This window comes from Psychrobacter sp. Ps7, assembly GCF_022129225.1.
Taxonomy (GTDB): Bacteria; Pseudomonadota; Gammaproteobacteria; order Pseudomonadales; family Moraxellaceae; genus Psychrobacter; species Psychrobacter immobilis_A.
In genome coordinates this window covers 88,955-106,883 of sequence record NZ_JADQAH010000004.1, presented here as the reverse complement: position 1 = coordinate 106,883, position 17,929 = coordinate 88,955, and the positions used below count along the sequence as shown (strand labels likewise).

General features: G+C 41.5%; 22 protein-coding genes and 1 tRNA gene. 13 read left to right on the top strand and 10 right to left on the bottom strand.

Features of this window, described 5'->3' with window-relative positions; all coding sequences use genetic code 11:
- The first annotated feature begins 42 nt into the window (after nt 1-42).
- From pnuC to I3257_RS02815, 3 genes are all read left to right on the top strand, one after another.
- Nucleotides 43-774, top strand: coding sequence for a nicotinamide riboside transporter PnuC (pnuC, locus tag I3257_RS02825; RefSeq protein WP_238048748.1), 732 nt, complete (start codon nt 43-45; stop codon nt 772-774).
- A gap of 195 nt (nt 775-969) precedes the next feature.
- Complete coding sequence (locus I3257_RS02820; protein ID WP_055124739.1) at nt 970-1,422, top strand: Mpo1-like protein; 453 nt, start codon at nt 970-972, stop codon at nt 1,420-1,422.
- A gap of 347 nt (nt 1,423-1,769) precedes the next feature.
- Entirely contained in the window at nt 1,770-1,952 is a 183-nt protein-coding gene (locus I3257_RS02815) for a hypothetical protein (protein WP_157292421.1), read from the top strand.
- A 338-nt stretch (nt 1,953-2,290) separates the two neighbouring features.
- Here I3257_RS02815 and I3257_RS02810 read toward each other — a convergent pair whose 3' ends face one another.
- The 4 genes from I3257_RS02810 to I3257_RS02795 all read right to left on the bottom strand — a co-directional run bounded on the left by I3257_RS02810 (nt 2,291) and on the right by I3257_RS02795 (nt 4,530).
- Nucleotides 2,291-2,707 (bottom strand): hypothetical protein, encoded by a 417-nt coding sequence (locus I3257_RS02810; RefSeq protein ID WP_157292423.1) that lies wholly within the window; start codon nt 2,705-2,707, stop codon nt 2,291-2,293.
- A gap of 8 nt (nt 2,708-2,715) precedes the next feature.
- Nucleotides 2,716-3,249, bottom strand: coding sequence for a hypothetical protein (locus I3257_RS02805; RefSeq protein ID WP_060491787.1), 534 nt, complete (start codon nt 3,247-3,249; stop codon nt 2,716-2,718).
- 4 nt (nt 3,250-3,253) lie between these two features.
- Entirely contained in the window at nt 3,254-3,982 is a 729-nt protein-coding gene (locus tag I3257_RS02800) for a BLUF domain-containing protein (protein WP_238048747.1), read from the bottom strand.
- 188 nt (nt 3,983-4,170) lie between these two features.
- On the bottom strand, nt 4,171-4,530 hold the full coding sequence (locus I3257_RS02795) for a hypothetical protein (RefSeq protein WP_109591771.1): 360 nt from the start codon (nt 4,528-4,530) through the stop codon (nt 4,171-4,173).
- A gap of 431 nt (nt 4,531-4,961) precedes the next feature.
- Between I3257_RS02795 and I3257_RS02790 the strand changes: the two genes are divergently transcribed.
- Complete coding sequence (locus I3257_RS02790) at nt 4,962-6,200, top strand: amidohydrolase family protein (protein ID WP_238048746.1); 1,239 nt, start codon at nt 4,962-4,964, stop codon at nt 6,198-6,200.
- A 212-nt stretch (nt 6,201-6,412) separates the two neighbouring features.
- Here the strand turns inward: I3257_RS02790 and I3257_RS02785 are convergent, their stop codons facing one another.
- Together I3257_RS02785 and I3257_RS02780 are read right to left on the bottom strand one after the other, a co-directional pair.
- Nucleotides 6,413-7,204, bottom strand: a complete 792-nt coding sequence (locus I3257_RS02785) for a glucose 1-dehydrogenase (protein WP_193007180.1) — start codon at nt 7,202-7,204, stop codon at nt 6,413-6,415.
- Nucleotides 7,205-7,492: 288 nt separating this feature from the next.
- A tRNA-Gly gene (locus I3257_RS02780) sits at nt 7,493-7,567 on the bottom strand.
- 654 nt (nt 7,568-8,221) lie between these two features.
- Between I3257_RS02780 and I3257_RS02775 the strand changes: the two genes are divergently transcribed.
- The 4 genes from I3257_RS02775 (at nt 8,222) to I3257_RS02760 (ending at nt 10,727) form a co-directional block, all read left to right on the top strand.
- Nucleotides 8,222-9,034 carry a M48 family metallopeptidase gene (locus I3257_RS02775; protein ID WP_045453551.1) on the top strand — a complete coding sequence of 271 codons (813 nt, stop codon included), beginning with the start codon at nt 8,222-8,224 and terminating at the stop codon, nt 9,032-9,034.
- Between the two features lie 368 nt (nt 9,035-9,402).
- Entirely contained in the window at nt 9,403-9,726 is a 324-nt protein-coding gene (locus I3257_RS02770) for a BolA family protein (protein WP_201560495.1), read from the top strand.
- A gap of 92 nt (nt 9,727-9,818) precedes the next feature.
- Entirely contained in the window at nt 9,819-10,178 is a 360-nt protein-coding gene (locus tag I3257_RS02765) for a SirB2 family protein (protein WP_060491792.1), read from the top strand.
- A gap of 147 nt (nt 10,179-10,325) precedes the next feature.
- Nucleotides 10,326-10,727: a hypothetical protein gene (locus I3257_RS02760; protein ID WP_201560496.1), complete on the top strand. Its 402-nt coding sequence runs from the start codon at nt 10,326-10,328 to the stop codon at nt 10,725-10,727.
- A 162-nt stretch (nt 10,728-10,889) separates the two neighbouring features.
- Here I3257_RS02760 and trxC read toward each other — a convergent pair whose 3' ends face one another.
- From trxC to I3257_RS02745, 3 genes are all read right to left on the bottom strand, one after another.
- Nucleotides 10,890-11,327, bottom strand: coding sequence for a thioredoxin TrxC (gene trxC, locus I3257_RS02755; RefSeq protein ID WP_201560497.1), 438 nt, complete (start codon nt 11,325-11,327; stop codon nt 10,890-10,892).
- A gap of 97 nt (nt 11,328-11,424) precedes the next feature.
- Nucleotides 11,425-11,607, bottom strand: coding sequence for a DUF2892 domain-containing protein (locus I3257_RS02750; RefSeq protein WP_045444095.1), 183 nt, complete (start codon nt 11,605-11,607; stop codon nt 11,425-11,427).
- Nucleotides 11,608-11,777: 170 nt separating this feature from the next.
- Nucleotides 11,778-12,650: an MBL fold metallo-hydrolase gene (locus I3257_RS02745; RefSeq protein ID WP_201560498.1), complete on the bottom strand. Its 873-nt coding sequence runs from the start codon at nt 12,648-12,650 to the stop codon at nt 11,778-11,780.
- Nucleotides 12,651-13,007: 357 nt separating this feature from the next.
- Between I3257_RS02745 and I3257_RS02740 the strand changes: the two genes are divergently transcribed.
- The 5 genes from I3257_RS02740 to I3257_RS02720 all read left to right on the top strand — a co-directional run bounded on the left by I3257_RS02740 (nt 13,008) and on the right by I3257_RS02720 (nt 17,103).
- A complete protein-coding gene (locus I3257_RS02740; protein ID WP_045444611.1) occupies nt 13,008-13,298 on the top strand; it encodes a metalloregulator ArsR/SmtB family transcription factor in 291 nt (96 codons plus the stop codon).
- A gap of 238 nt (nt 13,299-13,536) precedes the next feature.
- Nucleotides 13,537-15,246 (top strand): SulP family inorganic anion transporter, encoded by a 1,710-nt coding sequence (locus I3257_RS02735; protein WP_238048745.1) that lies wholly within the window; start codon nt 13,537-13,539, stop codon nt 15,244-15,246.
- Between the two features lie 217 nt (nt 15,247-15,463).
- On the top strand, nt 15,464-15,790 hold the full coding sequence (locus tag I3257_RS02730; protein ID WP_060491797.1) for a sulfur transferase domain-containing protein: 327 nt from the start codon (nt 15,464-15,466) through the stop codon (nt 15,788-15,790).
- A gap of 80 nt (nt 15,791-15,870) precedes the next feature.
- Entirely contained in the window at nt 15,871-16,203 is a 333-nt protein-coding gene (locus tag I3257_RS02725) for a TIGR01244 family sulfur transferase (RefSeq protein ID WP_198330184.1), read from the top strand.
- A 150-nt stretch (nt 16,204-16,353) separates the two neighbouring features.
- Nucleotides 16,354-17,103, top strand: coding sequence for a glutathione S-transferase family protein (locus tag I3257_RS02720; RefSeq protein ID WP_238048744.1), 750 nt, complete (start codon nt 16,354-16,356; stop codon nt 17,101-17,103).
- Nucleotides 17,104-17,147: 44 nt separating this feature from the next.
- Here the strand turns inward: I3257_RS02720 and I3257_RS02715 are convergent, their stop codons facing one another.
- Entirely contained in the window at nt 17,148-17,912 is a 765-nt protein-coding gene (locus I3257_RS02715) for a hypothetical protein (protein WP_238048743.1), read from the bottom strand.
- Nucleotides 17,913-17,929: the final 17 nt, after the last annotated feature.

Here is a 17,929-nt window from a genome sequence, read left to right as displayed (position 1 = left end):
AAGCACCCATTGTAGTTTTAATACTTTAAGGAAAAAGGCTTTATGCGTATTCAGCTATTAGATAATATTACTGGAAAGTGGGCGATGCAATGGATTGTCACTTGGTTCATTTGCGGGGTGATAGCATTATCCACAGGTTTTTGGCTCACGACAGAACACACCACGCTTGATATGTTTTATTTGAGCGTGTCTTTCGTTGGTTTGGTCTGTGTGGTTTCGCTATCATTTCGCAAAAACGTCATGGGCAACGGGTTGGGAATGGCAGCGACTGCGGGAGAAGTCGTCGTGCAGGCGACGTCTGGTGCAGTCGGTTTGATGCTCGCGCCGCTCTTTAACTTTTTCACCCATGTCTACGGTATTTTTTATTGGTCAAAACATACCGATCCTGATGGCGACATGATACCAAAGGCGGCGAGCAAAGCAGTTTGGTTGATTACCGCCGCCTTTATTATTATTGGTCTCGCACTTTTCCCCACGGTGAATGATTTACTGGCCAGCTATGGCTATGCAGTGGTTGAGGATGATAATAGTAAATTCCTAGGATTTATCTCCTTCTTTTGGATCAACGTCATTGCTTTTGTCCTCTCCATTACTGCACAAGCCGCGATGATTTTGCGCTATTCATTTAACTGGTGGTTATGGATTATCGTTAACTTTGTCTGGCTTATCGTCAATCTAATGTCGGGCAATTACATTTTTGCCATTCAAACCATGATATATCAAATAAACGCTTTTATTGGTTTGTATGAATGGCAGCGCAGTGAACAAGGTTAACGGTTATCTTGTATGGTCATAAGCGCTGATATCTCAAAAGAATAAAATCAAAGAGCTCGCAGATATTGGCAAACATGTTGATAACGTTATAGGTTTTGACTGTGCCGTCTATCAGATAATGTGGTGGACTGGTTCAATTAGTGCTACAACTGATAGGAGAGATTTTTCAATTCATCTACTAACATGGAGGTTAGTATGTCTCGTACTCAGCAAAAACGCCTGTCTAAACGCACACTTGAGCAATGGCTTAGTGAATATTCTGTCAGTCATCAAAACCTAGTCAATAAGAAGATCCATTGGCTATGCGTTCCTACTATATTTGTCAGCCTGTTAGGCATGGGCATGTCGCTATCAGTTTGGTTTACCTTGGTACTTAGCGCGTTGGTATTGTTATTTTATATGCGTCTATCCACGCCGTTATTCTTGGCAATGGGGATGTTTATTCTTATTTGTTTGTCAGTAATGGCATTATTACCATGGGGCTTTAAGGTTTGGGCAGCTGTTTTTGTGGTTGCTTGGATTGGACAGTTCATCGGTCATAAAATTGAAGGCAAAAAACCCTCGTTTTTTGAAGACTTACAATTCTTATTGATTGGTCCAGCATGGGTAGCTAATAGCTTGATAGGTCGTAAAAAAAGCCAAGCCTAACTATTTATCCTTGATAGTATCTTTAAGCTTAGTATCTTTAAACTCAGTATCTTTAAGCTCAGTATCGTGAGAATTAGTACCTAAAAAAGCACCGCTCAACAATCCGTTAAGTGGTGCTTTGTATATTAAGCTATCAAAGAACAAGTTATGAAAAATAAGCTATCAAAAAAATTTATTGACTGTAATTAATTACTCTAGATTTCAGAACAATAACACTGTAAATATAGCGTCAAATAGCCACAGCAGAACCTTTTACTTCAAAATCGAACCATTCATTTTAGAATAGAGCCAACAGCATAAATTCAGCCTATTCGCCCGATAGTTAATACGCGATAAGCCTCTACGCAATGTACTGTAGAAATTCTTCATTACGCGCCATCACCGATAGATACAGCACTGGCTGTCCCGTCCTAAACGTTGAGTTGGATTTTTCTGATCGACACGTTGATTTGATCGAAGAAGGGTATGAGATCGTCATTCGCATTAAGAGCTGCAAGATTCCAGCGACCAAACAAAACGGCTGGCGCTGACTCGTTATTCGCTCTGTGCCAGTCCCGATTATCTGAGCAGAATGGAATTACTTGAGACGCTAGCAGATTTGAGAAATCATGAATTTTTACAAGATGGTTTTGGCACAACCAGCAACCTAAAGCTGACCGATGAAGAAGTCAGAAAGCATAAGCACAGGATCCATGCCAAAATTAATACCGCTAATGCTGAGTTTTTGGTAGATATGGCCGTCAAAGGTCAATGCATTACCTTTATACAAGGTCGATATTTGATCACGCGAATAACATCACATGTCTATCATAGTCGAATTATCGCTTATAGCCCTACCGAATCCAGCAATCTTAGTTACTTATGCGCCTTACTCAGTGATAGCAGAAATGGCACCAATCAGTTTTTTGGTCTTATATCTTGCTTCTGCTAGTGCCATCTTATTCTGCGCTACCACGGTCAATACACACGGCTTACCGATATAGTCAGTTTTGACAAATAGCATATTTCCAGCAGTGGCTTCGACAATAGTGATGTCGCACTTGCCCTGCTTCATTTGACTCGCGGATGAATCGCTCAGCGCTGATAGTGTGCTACTCATCGCCGCAAACTTGTCCGTTTGATTGCTCAATTCACTGATCGAAAAGCAACTAATGGGAAAGCCATCTGTGGTGCATAAGCTAACCAATATGACTTCTCTATTGGCGTCACACAATGCTTTCATATGGCTTAATAACGCTATTTTTGCTGGTGATTTTTCGTCTAATTTTTCTTTTAACATAGTCATATCTGGCATTAGTCTTGATTATTAAGGGTATTAAATAATGACAACAGAGACACGGCGGACTCTCTGTTTCTAGGATCTGTATGCAGCACAGGTGCCACCACGTTATGCTGCATCAACATCACTCTTATTTCTTGTCCCAGTGCTGAAAGGCTATCTTTGTCAGCATCTTCGCAATGAGTGATACCAATGATACACGTGGTCTGATTTTTTTCTGGCGCAAAAAAGTGTAATAGCTTATCTAAATTGGCATAATCGGGTGTCTCGCCATATCTAATCAAAATGAGCAATCCCCATAGCGACTGATTGACAAACTCCCATAAAAAAGAAAACCGCTCTTGACCTGGCACACCGTAAATACCTAGCGCCATATCGTCAGACAGAGTGATGCGCCCATAATCGATGCCGACCGTCGTGTACTCTTTACCGATATCAATACTAGATTTTGCTTCTGTTTCGATGGGGCTTATCTCGCTTAATGTCTTGACCAACCGAGTTTTTCCAGCACCTACTTCACCAATGATTGCTAGCTTCTGATAATTCAATTTTTTACCTCATTCCTAAGAATTTTTTGATCGCACCATAAAATTTGTTAGGCTTTTTCTCATTTACGGTTTGCTCATGTATCGGTGCTGCCTCTGTGACGCTCAATAAACCTAAACGATCGAACTCTCTGATAATCTGTGTGACTTGATGATGGCTGCCAAACTCACCACTGTCCGCTAGTGCATTAAACGAATAAGGCTTTTTAGTCAATTTGATACACAGGTTCATAATCATCTGCGGCTGGCTTTCATTGTTGAGATCAGGCCATGCCAGCAATCTTAAATCCTTACCTTCATAATACCTTTCAGGCACCGTATCAGATTTTTTTATATCAATAAACGGTTGAATACGTCTTTGTTGAGACTCATTAAAGCTGTTTAACACAGCGCTATTATTCTCAATGAACGCATTAAAAAAGTTGCCTTGATCCACAAAATCAAACACGCTCACAGCCCAATTATGAAAGCTGCGTTTGATCACGCGCACATCCAAAAACACCCAAAGATCTTCATGTCTAGGATCAGAAGCTATCTTACTCATTAACTTGTCTACTTCCAGATAAGGGCCTTCTAGCACTTGCAGATACTGACGGTCACGGTAAGAGATGATACCCGTAATTTGCGATTTTGGATTGTGCTTGCGAGAGACGCTAACGATGTCTGATAACCCAGTAGGCATTCGAATAGTGCGATCACTGATTGGCACTCTACTGACGTATGCAATACACTTCATTTTGCCACCACTTGATAAAACGGCTCACGCTCGTTAAGTTGTTACCACTGCCTATAAAATAATAATTCGCTATGTACAGTACGTACATAGCGAATTTGACCTTGTTGCCAGTCTTGTCTTATTTAAGGCGCGATAAGCAACAAGGAGAGTTTGATAAATCACTCATTTTTTGAACACGACCAACCGAATTATATCTCTAGTTTATTTTCTACGGCTTGTACCTTACGGCGGGCTAATGCAAGATTGGCTTTTGATTTATCAAGCACCAAATAAATAAACAAGTCTTCATGCTTGGCTGTAGGACGGATGATGTGCAGTTGAGATTCCAAGGTGATTAACATATCTTCGATTTCACCTTTGATATCTAATGATTTCATCGTTGCTACCTTCGCCTTTACCACTTGCGAGTTACCTGCTGCTGCAAGTTCTAAGTCAACGCCGCCGCCAGCCATACCAAGTACCATGCCTGACATGTAGTCGACGATACAGCCACCCATTGCACCATCAAGATTCATTAATTCTTGTAACGACTCATCGATATTTGACATACTTTTTCCTGTTTATTTGATTGTATTTACATGAAGTCATTCCATCACAGAAATGCCTTCGTAGTTTCAAGGTATGAAGCTAAATTTAGCTTATTATTTACTCTTTTTATTATTAGTATATCTTAATATAAATTCAAAACTTATAAGATAATTATAACAATAAAATATCAATAACTAAGTATGTTTTTTGGTAAAAACGATATAGTCTATTTATAAACAAAGTCTACATACCGTAGCGGTGGTCATTATATTCCATATATTAGACTCGATGACGCTTGCCCCTAACCACTCATGAACAAAAAACGACCGTTGGGTAGGAAAAAATAAAAACATCGAATAGTCATGCGGATTTAAAGTTTAAAACCCCCACTCTTGACACTAAAATGCCATTAACCGTTGAGTCATTCCAAGCAAATAGTTAAGGAAAAACGATGCCCGATTTACTTATAAAAAATGCCCAATTACCCAATCATAAAAACTTGGTCAATATCAGTATAAACGGCTCTTATATTGAGAGTATTGACGACATTTCGGAAAAAACTGAACATGATGATGCGCCAAAAGCAATTTACGATGCTAAAGGTTACTTTGTCTGTGCAGGATTCTATGAGAGCCACATTCACCTTGATAAAGCCTGCATCCTTGATCGCTGTACTATAGAGCAAGGTGATTTAAACGAGGCTGTTGAAGAAACAGGTAAGGCTAAAAAGGATTTTACGGAAGTAGATGTGTTTAATCGTGCTTCACGAGTGATTGAGATGGCGATTAAAAAAGGCACCGTTGGTCTGCGCACCTTTGTTGAAACAGATTCAAAAACAGAGATGCGTGCCTTTAATGCCATCAAAAAAGCCCGCGACACCTATGCATTTGCCATCGATATAGAGATTTGCGCCTTTGCGCAATCAGGATTGAGCAATGACCTGCATACTTATGAGCTACTAAAACTGGCATTGTCACAAGGAGCTGATTTGGTTGGCGGATGTCCATACAAAGATGAACATCCTCACAAGCATATTGAAATGGTGTTTGACTTGGCTGAGCAGTTTGACGTCGATGTTGATTTTCATTTAGATTTTGATCTGGATCCACAAGGCTCGAGCATTCCAAAATTGGTTGAAGAAACCATCAAGCGCCATTATCAAGGTCGCGTGTCTATTGGTCATGTGACTAAACTGTCAGCGATGGACAAAGACAAACGTATAGAAATGGCTGCGTTACTGAAATTCGCTGACATTACCTTGACGGTGTTACCAGCCACCGACATATTTTTGAATGGACGTGATTACGAGGCGCTCATTCCTAGAGGCATGGTCAACGCCAATGAGCTATTAGCAATGGGCATCAATACGACTATTTCTAGTAATAATATTTTAAATGCTTTCACGCCTTACGGTGATGCCTCACTGATTAGAATGGCAAATATGTATGCCAATATCACTCAATTAGCAAAAGATGAGCAGATAGCGGAGGTATTCGATATGATTAGCAAAAATGCAGCGAAGCTTTTGTCACGGCAAACGGAGATTAAAGTACGAGCACCGGCTACCCTAGTCATATTAGAAGCGAAAGACGCGGTAGAAGCGATTAGAATTAATTCACAAGCCATCGCAGGCTTTAAGAATGGCAAGCAAACTTTTTGCAATGAGGTCGCTCATATTTGCTTTGAATAACTTGAGTTACTTGAATACTCATTAATTGAGCACATTCAGTCAATTGAAAGATATATCCTATCAATGCGCCAGCATCTTTATCATAAAACATAGGCCTAAAACGATAAAAGCGTCACCCAACTATACGTTGAATGACGCTTTTCATAGCGGGTTTTTTACTATTTACTATAGCTTTAACATCATGGTTTAAATACTTTCATATGCAGATAAGCTTAGTCTAAGGTTTGCACACCGCCGCCATTCACAAATATGGTTTGACCACTGACCCACTCAGATAGTGGTGCGGCAAAATACAGCATAGCACCAGCGATATCATCGGCTTCACCCAAACGTTGAATCGGCGTATGTTCTAGCATTTTCTTTTCGATTTCTGGTGTTAGCACGGTTTTTAAGGCATCAGTACGCGTGGCACCAGGGCCAACCGCATTGACACGTACCTCAGGGCCAAAATCATGTGCCAAGTTCGCCACCATATGATTGACAGCCGCTTTTGATCCCGCATAACCACTCATGTTCGGGCTTTTATTGATACTCGACATCGAAGTGGTAAATACAATCGAGCCATAACCCGACGCTTTCATGTGTGGCACGCATAATTGAGACAAGCGCCAGCCACTAAAAACATTCAACTCAAAATCACGGCGAATATCATCGACCGATGCTGTGGCTGGGTTTTCACGACCACCGCCGCCGCCACCAGCATTATTGATTAAAATATTGACCGTGCCAAATTCAGCGACTACCTTGTCTACCATAGCGACCAAATCTTCATCTTTCAAGATATTACATTCGACTGCCAAGCCTTTGACACCATACACTTCGATATCCTTGACCGCAGCCTTTGCATCTTCTAGTTTTAAATCAGCGATAGCGATATTTGCCCCAGCTTGTGCTAGACGTAACGCCGTTGCTTTACCAATACCATTTGCACCACCCGTCACAATTGCGGTTTTTCCTGACAGATCAAACAATTCATTAAATGCTCTATGTTTGAATTCTTGCATAATTATTCCTTATTATCATCATGTTTATAGATGGATTATTTGTTGTTATATTCGTTTAAACGATCTATATAATTATGCATGATTGAACTGAGCCTAATGTGTCAAATTGACCACCTTTTGTAACTTAGTTTTGACGCTACAACTTTTAGTAATCTATGTCGTGAATTCCGTCGATAGTAACTTAGAATGTCATCGAAATATTCTCAAGAAACAATGACAACCCTTAAAATTAGGACAAAAAAAAGCCTCACGATAAAGTGAGGCTTTGATGCTTTTTCAAGCCATATTTGGAGCGGGAAAAGAGATTCGAACTCTCGACCCCAACCTTGGCAAGGTTATGCTCTACCACTGAGCTATTCCCGCTGAATATCGAATTGTAGTGTTGTTAAAAACAACTCCGTCTCGATAGGCTGGCTATTCTATCAGATATTCTAGTACTGTCAACCTTATTTTTAACGTTTATTTCCAATATTATGTCTTTAACTCGCTATTTATTGATGTAATTATCATAAATAATTGATTTATCGATAATTATTTATTTAAAATAATATCAGTTATTTTTCACAATAATGTTAGAAATCTAAAGCTCTATCCTTGTAGGTAGTATCTCATTGCCTATGAGACTATTTTTTGACTGAGATTTATGCCGCCTATCAAGTTTATAGACGTTAGTCGCGAAAAATAGATTTGTTGGTGTAAACGTCCCTCTCACTTACAATCCTACGCTGTATTGTTACTTTTCCTGCATTGGTTTTGCCTTAGTAACATTATTATACTTATGCCTAATGACAGTTCGGGTAAAATTTTACTGTTGAGGTCGCGTGGCAAGCATAGGTAGAACATTAATAAAAAATTGCCTTACTTGCTGCTTTAACTCTTTATTCCACAAAAAAATTTAATACGAGTCATTTGAACGACAATTGTTTCAACGATAATCACTTTAACGACAACCGCTTTGTTATTAACCGCCACTTTGTTCTATTTTACTTTTTATCATTTACAGCGAGGATGTTTATTATGAAAAAATTACTGACCAGCACCGTGATGGCCGCTTCATTGTCGGCACTAGCCCTGACAGGCTGTACCAGCACCACCAGTACTGGGGCCGTTGGCGTTGACCGTCAGCAGCTATTACTGGTTTCTAGTGAGCAAGTTTTGCAGCTGTCTGCACAGAGTTATGCCAAAACGTTGCAAGAAGCAAAAGCGCGCGGCGTGTTAGATACCAATAAGGCTCAGCTTAATCGCTTAAAGAACATCGCTAATCGTTTGGTCGGTCAGGTCGGCGTCTACCGTCCAGATGCGGCGAAATGGCAATGGGAAGTGCATACGATCAAATCTAATGAGCTGAATGCCTTTGTGGTGCCGGGTGGCAAAATCATGTTTTACTCGGGTATCATTGACCGCCTGAATCTCACCGATGACGAGATTGCGGCTATTATGGGTCATGAGATGTCACATGCGCTGCGTGAGCACTCACGTGAACGTCTCTCACGCCAATATGCCACGCAGACTGGTATCGGTGTAGCGGCCAGCATCTTTGGACTGTCGCAAGGTCAAGCTGAACTAGCAAACGTTGCTGGGGATTTGGGACTGAGCCGTCCGCACAGTCGCACACAAGAAGCTGAAGCCGATCAAATTGGTTTAGAGTTAATGGCACGTGCTGGCTATAATCCGCAAGCAGCGGTTACCTTATGGCAGAAAATGCAAAGCGCAAGCCAAGGTGAGCCACCACAGTTCTTAAGCACTCACCCGACCAGCAGCAATCGTATTGCTCAATTGCAATCGTTAATGCCTAAAGTGATGCCGCTTTATCAAAAAGCGCGCCGCTAACGAGATTGTTAGATTTCATGCTTTGAGTAAATGGCTGTTACTTATAATGATTGTTACTTATAAAAGCAGAGTACAGGCTATCAATTGTGCTCTGCTTTTTTATGCTGATAGCTAACAGATACCGCTACTTGCCATGACCAGCTATTATGTATCGTCATTAAAGACAGTATGTTAAAAAGAATATCTTTCATTGCTATATTTTTTAAAAGCAGGATAGCTCAAAAGTTTAATCGCTTACAGGCACATGCCACTTAATAGCAGACTTTACCGCTAATAGCGTTTGCTATAATGGGCATTATTTGCAATTCACAAATTGCTAAGTATGATACCGCCAAGTACTATTAGGCAAAATATATGGAAAGATCATTATGAGTAAAACACCGACCGCTGATGCCCTCAATGCTGAGCTACAAGCGTTGCAGCCGCAACATATAGAATTGTTGAATGAGTCAATGAATCATTCTGGTTATTTTGATGGTAAAGAAAGCCATTTTAAGCTTACGATTGTTAGTGATGCTTTTGAAGCCAAAAGATTGGTCGCACGCCATCAGCTTGTATATGGACTGGCAAACTCCTTATTAACCTCGCAAGGCGGTCAAATCCATGCTTTAGCGATTCATGCTTATACCCCAGTAGAATGGCAAGGTCAAAGCCCTGATAGTCCGTTATGTGCTGGACAAAACAAGGGCTAATAACGAACTATTGCGAAGATAGTGTTTTCCATACCATAATTATATGTAACCAGTAAGCGCTGAAACTGCACCTTTAAAGGAAATAATATCTCATGAAACATCTACACATGCTCATGGCTGTATTGCTCATTGCCCTGTTTTTATATCAGAGCTATTTGGTATTAAGCTCAAACAAGCAAGCGCCACGCGTGGTTAAAATCTCTTCGCACATTCTCTATGCCCTCATTATTGTGTCAGGGGCAGTCATGCTAATGCAGCTGATGAGTGCCAATGCACCCATACAATGGGTATTTGCAAAAGTAATCTTACTCGTTGCGGCTATCAGTGCCAGTATTAAAGCGTTTAATAATAACGCCACATCTAGCCAAAGAAAGACCGGTATTCTTATTGCTGGAGCGGCGTATGTGGGCATTGTGGTACTAGCCTTTGCTAAACCTGGTAACTTATTTTAATAAACATATGACATTTTTATTGCACAAATACTTATATTACTAGTATTGAAAATATTTAATAAGTGCTATATTTTCAATATCTTAATCCCATTATTTTTGCTATCTTACATAAATACAATCGCCTCAACCTAGCCTAATGGAGCCACTATGAAAACTCTTACTGCAGCGACACTACTGGCGACAGCTGGCATTTTTGGTCTCTCAGGCTGTGCCTCGACGGGCAATGTCACGCCACAATATGTGCCGCCAAGCACGTATCAAAGTTACGATTGCCAAGCCCTTAGTCAAGAATATGCCCGCGTCAATCGCTATGTCGACGCGGCGCGCAATGAGCAATCAACTTTATCCGCCTCAGGTGTCGGGGTTGGGGTTTCTGCGGGACGTTGGGGCATCTCCCCTAATATCAGTTTTGGCGTGGGCAAAAGCAACAATACCAAGGCGCGCGATGCAAAATTATCACGGCTCTATGGCGAGCGTGATGCCATCATTCAATCCGCCCGCATTCAGCGTTGTAGCTTTGCCAATGGTGTTAAGATTTATGGCGAGTAATGCGTGATAGGTTATGTTTAATAGATTACATTTAATAAGTTAAGTTTGATAAGTGAGGTTTAACTGCTCAACTCTTCGATGACTTTAGATAGTATTTATTATGAAAAAAGCCAGCATGCAATAAGCATACTGGCTTTTTTCATAATCATAATTCGTTAAAACTCAAGAACGTAAGCTTTGTACCCACTGAACAATTTGATCGCTAGGTAAAGCACCTGACTGCCGTGCTATCTCTCTACCATTTTTAAAAGCCACCATGGTTGGCAAACTGCGAATATTATAAGGTGCCGCCGCTTGCTCATATTTATCGGTTTGTATTTTGGCAAAGACTACTTGTGGCAGTTGAGCCGCTGCGGCTTTGAACTGCGGTGCCATCATGAGACACGGCTGACACCAACTCGCCCAAAAATCAACGATGGTCAAGACCTCATTTTTTTGAATGACTTTACGAACCGTTTGAGCGTTTAGTTCATGAGGACTCCCCGTTAATAACGGCTGACCACATTTGCCGCAATTTGGCGCAGCACTAAGTTTGGCTGCTGGTATGCGGTTGGTTGCCTGACAATGTGGGCAGACCAGATGAGAGTTTTGCTCACTCATTATAAGACTCCTATGCAAGTAGCATGGGTATTGGTCAATCAAAGTATCCAATACCCATGCCTGATTATGTATTTATGACAATAAATTTAGCGACTGTTTAACGCTTGCAGGTATTCATCCCAAGCATTTTATACAAAGGACAAAAGCGGAAGAGTCCTGTGAGTAAAGGCACTAAGCCAATCACGCCCCACCAGCTTTGAAAATACAAACCCAAGCCGATAATCACGACACCCGCGATAATACGTAGTAAACGCTCAGTACTGCCGATATTAATTTCCATGGTTCAATCCTTAAGTGTGAAGGCTTAATGGTAGAGGGGTAATATAGCCATGTGTTTACGGTAAAGACTAGCATTATGATGGCTTGCTTATACTCGTATTGTGCTTACGTAACGTGATGCATGTTTATAATGTTTGCTTCTTCTGATGTCTACTTATCCTGATATCTGTCTTATTGCCCAAGTACATTAATCGGTACTTTTAGATAACGGGTACCATTGTCTTCTGGCTCTGGGAAATGACCTGCATCGATGTTTACTTGTACCGATGGAATAATGAGACGCGGCATATCAAGAGTGGCATCGCGGCGCTCACGCATTTGCACAAACTCTGCTTCATTGATGCCATCTTTGACATGAATATTGCCCAGTTTTTGTGCAGCGACAGTCGTGGTTGGACAGTGCTGGCGACCCTTGCTTGGATAATCATGGCACAGATATATTATCGTATCTTCAGGGAGCGCAAGGAGCTTCTTGATTGAGTGGTACAGCGTCTTGGCATCCCCACCTGGAAAGTCACAGCGAGCCGTCCCGACATCAGGAGCAAATAAAGTATCACCAACAAAGACTACGGTCTTTTCATCATCAGTAGCAATATAGGCCATATCTGCGGGCGTATGACCTGGTACATACATGACCGTAATAGTAATATTGCCAAGCGCCAAAATATCGCCCTCATCCGTTAGAATATCGAACTGGCTGGCATCGGTGCGAAAACTGGTATCAAAGTTGAATATTTGCTTAAATACTTTTTGCACTTCGGTGATATGTTGACCGATTACCAACTGCCCGCCAAGTGTGTCTTTGACATGTATCGCGGCGGATATATGGTCGGCATGCGCATGAGTCTCTATGATGTAAACCAGCTCCCAACCATGCTCGCGGACGAACTCAATCACTTCATCGACGCTAGTAGTACTAGTACGCCCTGACTTAGCATCAAAATCCAATACGGGATCGATGATGGCACAGACTTGTTGTTGAACGTCCGCGAGTACGTGAGTATAAGTTTCTGTGTCGCTATGTAAGAATGAATGAACTTGCATGGCTACCTCTTTGCTTTTAGATGAATATTTTATTTTTTGATAAATTGTTCAGTATAATATGCACCGGCTTCAGCTTATCGTATTGACCGCCACATATTTATCAACGATGCATGCCAATATAGCAACGATTTAACATTTTATCAATTTATATAATGTAAATAATGATAACTTGCTATCCGTGGCAATATCATTGATAATTAATCTTATCTTAGCTATTAATCCTAAATTTTTTATTATGTCTTATATAAGGAGCTTGCTCTGACTACTTCTACTTCAGCATTGAGCACCTCGACTACTAGCATTGATGATGCGTCATCTAGCGTAGCAGACTTTGCACCTAAAGACCTTGCTGAGCAAATGCAGCAAGCGTCCATGCAAGCCAGCCAACTATTAAAGTCGCTTTCACATCCGGATCGCTTATTACTCTTATGTCAGTTGACTCAAGGAGAATATTGCGTCAGCGAGCTTGAAAGCTTAGTCGGTGTTGGTCAGCCAAGCTTGTCACAGCAGCTTGGTATTTTACGCAAAGATGCGCTGGTGACGACCCGCCGCGAAGGCAAGCAAATTTATTATAGTATTGCCAGCGACGATGCCTTGGCGGTGTTACATTTGTTGTATGAACGCTTTTGTGCCAAAACTGACAGCTAGTTTGTTGGCTTGAGTTTTTAGCATCACTTGTTAGCATCATTTTTCAGCATAGCTTTATGAATTTAGCGCTTGGCTGTATTTAACCTTTTCTTTTATTCAATTTTTTCTACTATAGTCGGTTCAATATAGTTTAGATACTAGGAAGGCGAGCGAAAGTACTACCAATAGTAGACTAAGCGAGCCTGACACCGGATCTGATTTATATAGGATTGACTATATATTGTGATGACATATTGCTATGCCTTCTATCGCCGCTCGTCTGATTCCTGCTTGGTTGCGTCAGTACCAGCTGTCTGCCTTGCCAACTGACGTTGTTGCTGGGTTGGTGGTTGGGGTGCTCGTCATTCCGCAAAGCTTAGGTTATGCGGTATTGGCAGGATTACCACCCGTCTATGGACTCTACGCGGCCATCGTTCCCGTGCTGGTCTATGCATGGATAGGCTCGAGTAATGTGCAAGCAGTAGGGCCTGTCGCTATTACAGCGATTATGACAGCCAGCAGCCTACATCCTTATGCTACAGAGGGCTCTCAGCAGTATATATTGATGGCAAGTTTGCTGTCATTGATGGTTGGTACAATGTTATGGCTAGCAGGGCGGCTCAAGCTTGGCTGGATTATGCAGTTTATCAGTCGCGGCGTTTCAGCAGGCTTTATCAGTGGTGCAGCCGTATTAATTTTTATCAGTCAGCTTAAATATCTGACCGCGATTCCTATTGCGGGAAATAACTTAATCGGTTATCTATCAAGTATGCAAATGTATGCACGCCAGCTACATCCGCTAACCTTAGTTATTGGCGTCATTGCTTTTGCACTGTTGGTGGCCAATCGCTACGGTAGCAAATGGCTATGGAAATCTTGGTTATCAGCGTCTTATGCCAAATGGGCTGAGCGACTGTTTCCGCTTATTTTGCTCGGTATTGCGATTGTTTTGAGCATAAGCTTAAACTGGACAACGAACGGCGTGGCCACGATTGGGAATATTCCACAAGGCTTACCAACCTTTACCCTGCCCTATGTACCAGACTTCGATGAAGCACTGAATCTATTACCTAGTGCAGGTTTGATGGCATTGATTATCTTTGTCTCTAGCAGCTCCGTCGCCAGCAACTATGCACGCCTGCGCGGTGAGGCTTTTAACGCCAATAGCGAGCTGACTGGACTGGGGCTTGCCAATATGGCAGGTGGCTTTTTTCAAAGCTTTACCGTCGCTGGCGGCTTTTCGCGCACCGCTATCAATGCCGACTCAGGGGCCAAAACACCAGTGGCAAGTTTAGTAACTGTGCTGGTCATGATTGCTGCTTTAATCGCTTTTGGCAATGTACTCGCACCACTGCCCTACGCTTTATTGGGTGCAACCATCATGGCATCGATCATCGGTCTCATTGATATGGCAACCTTGAAGTCGGCATGGCAACGCGACCGCCTAGATGCGGCCAGCTTTTTGGCGGCATTCGTTGGTGTGCTGATATTTGGATTAAATACTGGCTTGGTGATTGGTTTGATGGTGTCGTTTGCTAGCCTCATTTGGCAATCGAGTAAACCGCACGTCGCCGTTGTTGGTCAGCTAGCTGGCACAGGGCATTTTCGCAATATAAACCGTCACGATGTGGTGACCTTTAGCAATTTATTGATGCTGCGTATCGATGAGAGCTTATTTTTTGGCAACAGTGAATCCGTCCATCGCAGGGTCATACAAGCCACTCAGCAATATCCAGAAGCGCATGAGATTATTCTTATTATGTCAGCGGTCAATCACATTGACTTGACCGGACAAGAGATGCTTATCAGTCTTAATCAAGAGCTGTTGAACCAAAACAAACATTTAAACTTTAGCTTTATTAAAGGGCCAGTAATGGACATCATCGAGCATACTCCAGTCATTACCACCCTCTCAGGTCAAGTTTATTTAAGCACGATGGATGCGGTAAATGCGCTAAAAGCTATCTAATCGGTCTGTGAGACATATGTTGCTCAATCAAGCATAATTATTATTATGCTGTGACAAAATATAGATATGATAAAAGCTGTGTTATGCTAAATTGGTATAAGCCCCTAAAAAATACAGCCTTTAGAAGAGATACCTAAAGCACAGCCTTTATAAAATGGCGCTTAGCTACAATACTATACATCCAAACGTCTTTTAATATACGCGACCGAAGCTACTTATGACCGATAATTTAACCATTTATAAGCAAATTTATCCAAGCCAATGCACCAAGATTGCTGAGCTTGGCTACCGCTCCGTGCTCAATATTCGTCCTGATGCCGAGACAGAAACGCAGCCCAATAGCGGCGACTTTACCAGTGCGACGGCAAAAGCCAACCTTACTTATCATCATTTACCCTTTGATGATGAGCGCTTGAGCATGGCGACTGTCGAGCAATTTGCGGCGTTTTATCGCTCGATGCCTAAACCGATATTGATGTTTTGCGGGACAGGTGCACGTGCTAAATTGTTGTATCAAAGCGCATTGATGCAAGGTTTGTTGTAAAAACCGCTATACCTTATTGAAATATTTTAATCCAAGCGCAAAAGTTTCGTTTTTACGCTAAAAAATAAAAAGGAGCTCTTATGAGCCATCAAATTAGTATTACCGGACAAATTACCCCTGATCAAGTACCTATGATTGCTGAAAATGGTTTTAAAACCATTATTAACAACCGTCCAGATGGTGAAGAACTAAACCAGCCGACTAGCGCCGAGATTGAAGCTGCTGCTAAAAAAGCAGGTCTTGCTTATAAAGAAGTGTCTTTCGCTGGTAGTGAGCTTAATCAAAACCATGTCGAAGAATTTGCTGATTTCTTTAATCAAGCTGAACAGCCAATGCTGATCTTTTGCCGTACTGGCAACCGCTCAACAGGTATTTATGAAGCGGCAAAGCGTATGGATTTATTAGACGATTGATAGTGATTTAAATATAATCGCTACTGCTGAAAAAACGCCCATCCAAATTTTGGATAGGCGTTTTTTATTGGAATTACTGAACTATAGACTGGTCAATTTTTAATATTGAGCACATAATAAAATACTACTTATACAGCTCAATAGGATTTTATGATGCAAAAACCGCTACTCATCATCGGCAATAAAAACTATTCGTCATGGTCATTACGAGCTTGGCTATTGCTCAAAGCTTTCAATATTGACTTCGACGAGCAATTGATTGAGCTGTTTCATCCATCCGCGACACCCATTCTCAATGAGCATGCGCCAACAGGCAAAGTGCCAGTTTTGGTCTATGGTGAAGGTGATGAAAAAGTTACGGTATGGGATACTTTAGCGATAGCCATTCACGCCAATGATTATTTGACAGAATTAGATCTTTGGACAGGATTGAAGAAGTCTGACGCTGAGACCAATACTAGCAACAGAATAAATAGCGCTTATTGCCAAAGCATCATCGCTGAGATGCACTCAGGGTTCATGGGCATTCGTAGTGAGATGCCGATGAACATTCGAGCTAAAGCAAAAATACAACCTAGCAATGCCTGCTTAAATGATATCGCGCGTATAGAAACAATATTCGAAAATTGCCTGAAAGAGCGCTCAAAAGACGGCTACTTGTTTGGCTCATTTACGGCTGCTGATGCTTTTTTCGCACCAGTTATTCTACGTTTGCAAACGTATGCCGATGCCTCTGGCATAGTGTTGAAATCAACGACCAAACAGTATTGTGAGACGATGTTAAACAATCCTCATCTACAGGCTTGGCGAGAGGCAGCACTTGAAGAAACTCGCGTAATTAAAGAAGATGAAGCAGGTGAGATACTTTCGGTGGTTGGGGTGTTGGCTGACCAAAAATGAATCATTGAAAACGAGCTTAATAATTATCTTTTAAAGGATATTCATTAGGCTCTATATAGCCTTTTTTTTTGGTAGTTGATGGAAAAGATACTATTTTTATAGGTTTTACCCTGATTATATCCATTCACAGTTAGCTTTAGAGGGTAAAACCCGTTTACCGTTTTACTGGTATCAATTTCTAAATCAGCACTCCTATCATTACACAGACGCTGCCCCTTACCACCGCAACTGTCTGAACCATCACTATCAAAACCTGCGCCAATCCAGTTCTCCATTATACCGCGACCATTTGGCGTCAATATCACAAAGCTGGTACTCGTGTAACCTTGATGCGTATCACCATGCTCATTCATAAAGCCCCACGTATTTGGTGCAAACTGTTCTAAACCCCAACCGCCTAAACCAAGCCCCCAACTACCTGCATTCATATAAGGATTGGCCGACTCAACTTGCCAACCTTCACCTTTAGGCTTTAAAACAAACATACCGACTAAACCACTAGCGCCATGACCGCGTAAAACTTCTTTACCATCTTCATCAAAGCTAACATCGCCTGTAATTAATATATATAAGCGTTTACCTTTATCCGTCTCTATGACTTTTTGCCGATCAATATCGATGCAATAGCCGGTCATATAAGGTTCTCTAGTTAAACCACTTACGGAACCAGAAGGGGCAATCGCACCATGACACCCTAATGCTTCATTATAAATCGGATAGTATGGCTTGAGGATATCCATCACGCTATCAGCAGCAGAGGTATTGGTGGCAAATCCTAATAGTCCAAAACTAAGACATAACCTTAACATGAGTATTGATCCATATA

What these genes read in the sequence shown, in the direction of transcription:
- I3257_RS02740 (WP_045444611.1), top strand. Translation starts at nt 13,008, where the DNA reads ATGCAGCAAGCGTCCATGCAAGCCAGCCAACTATTAAAGTCGCTTTCA.
- I3257_RS02760 (WP_201560496.1), top strand. Translation starts at nt 10,326, where the DNA reads ATGAAAACTCTTACTGCAGCGACACTACTGGCGACAGCTGGCATTTTT.
- I3257_RS02735 (WP_238048745.1), top strand. Translation starts at nt 13,537, where the DNA reads ATGCCTTCTATCGCCGCTCGTCTGATTCCTGCTTGGTTGCGTCAGTAC.
- I3257_RS02730 (WP_060491797.1), top strand. Translation starts at nt 15,464, where the DNA reads ATGACCGATAATTTAACCATTTATAAGCAAATTTATCCAAGCCAATGC.
- I3257_RS02820 (WP_055124739.1), top strand. Translation starts at nt 970, where the DNA reads ATGTCTCGTACTCAGCAAAAACGCCTGTCTAAACGCACACTTGAGCAA.
- pnuC (WP_238048748.1), top strand. Translation starts at nt 43, where the DNA reads ATGCGTATTCAGCTATTAGATAATATTACTGGAAAGTGGGCGATGCAA.
- I3257_RS02800 (WP_238048747.1), bottom strand. Translation starts at nt 3,982, where the DNA reads ATGAAGTGTATTGCATACGTCAGTAGAGTGCCAATCAGTGATCGCACT.
- I3257_RS02725 (WP_198330184.1), top strand. Translation starts at nt 15,871, where the DNA reads ATGAGCCATCAAATTAGTATTACCGGACAAATTACCCCTGATCAAGTA.
- I3257_RS02785 (WP_193007180.1), bottom strand. Translation starts at nt 7,204, where the DNA reads ATGCAAGAATTCAAACATAGAGCATTTAATGAATTGTTTGATCTGTCA.
- I3257_RS02795 (WP_109591771.1), bottom strand. Translation starts at nt 4,530, where the DNA reads ATGTCAAATATCGATGAGTCGTTACAAGAATTAATGAATCTTGATGGT.
- I3257_RS02790 (WP_238048746.1), top strand. Translation starts at nt 4,962, where the DNA reads ATGCCCGATTTACTTATAAAAAATGCCCAATTACCCAATCATAAAAAC.
- I3257_RS02765 (WP_060491792.1), top strand. Translation starts at nt 9,819, where the DNA reads ATGAAACATCTACACATGCTCATGGCTGTATTGCTCATTGCCCTGTTT.
- I3257_RS02775 (WP_045453551.1), top strand. Translation starts at nt 8,222, where the DNA reads ATGAAAAAATTACTGACCAGCACCGTGATGGCCGCTTCATTGTCGGCA.
- I3257_RS02745 (WP_201560498.1), bottom strand. Translation starts at nt 12,650, where the DNA reads ATGCAAGTTCATTCATTCTTACATAGCGACACAGAAACTTATACTCAC.
- I3257_RS02810 (WP_157292423.1), bottom strand. Translation starts at nt 2,707, where the DNA reads ATGACTATGTTAAAAGAAAAATTAGACGAAAAATCACCAGCAAAAATA.
- I3257_RS02715 (WP_238048743.1), bottom strand. Translation starts at nt 17,912, where the DNA reads ATGTTAAGGTTATGTCTTAGTTTTGGACTATTAGGATTTGCCACCAAT.
- trxC (WP_201560497.1), bottom strand. Translation starts at nt 11,327, where the DNA reads ATGAGTGAGCAAAACTCTCATCTGGTCTGCCCACATTGTCAGGCAACC.
- I3257_RS02770 (WP_201560495.1), top strand. Translation starts at nt 9,403, where the DNA reads ATGAGTAAAACACCGACCGCTGATGCCCTCAATGCTGAGCTACAAGCG.
- I3257_RS02815 (WP_157292421.1), top strand. Translation starts at nt 1,770, where the DNA reads ATGTACTGTAGAAATTCTTCATTACGCGCCATCACCGATAGATACAGC.
- I3257_RS02720 (WP_238048744.1), top strand. Translation starts at nt 16,354, where the DNA reads ATGATGCAAAAACCGCTACTCATCATCGGCAATAAAAACTATTCGTCA.
- I3257_RS02750 (WP_045444095.1), bottom strand. Translation starts at nt 11,607, where the DNA reads ATGGAAATTAATATCGGCAGTACTGAGCGTTTACTACGTATTATCGCG.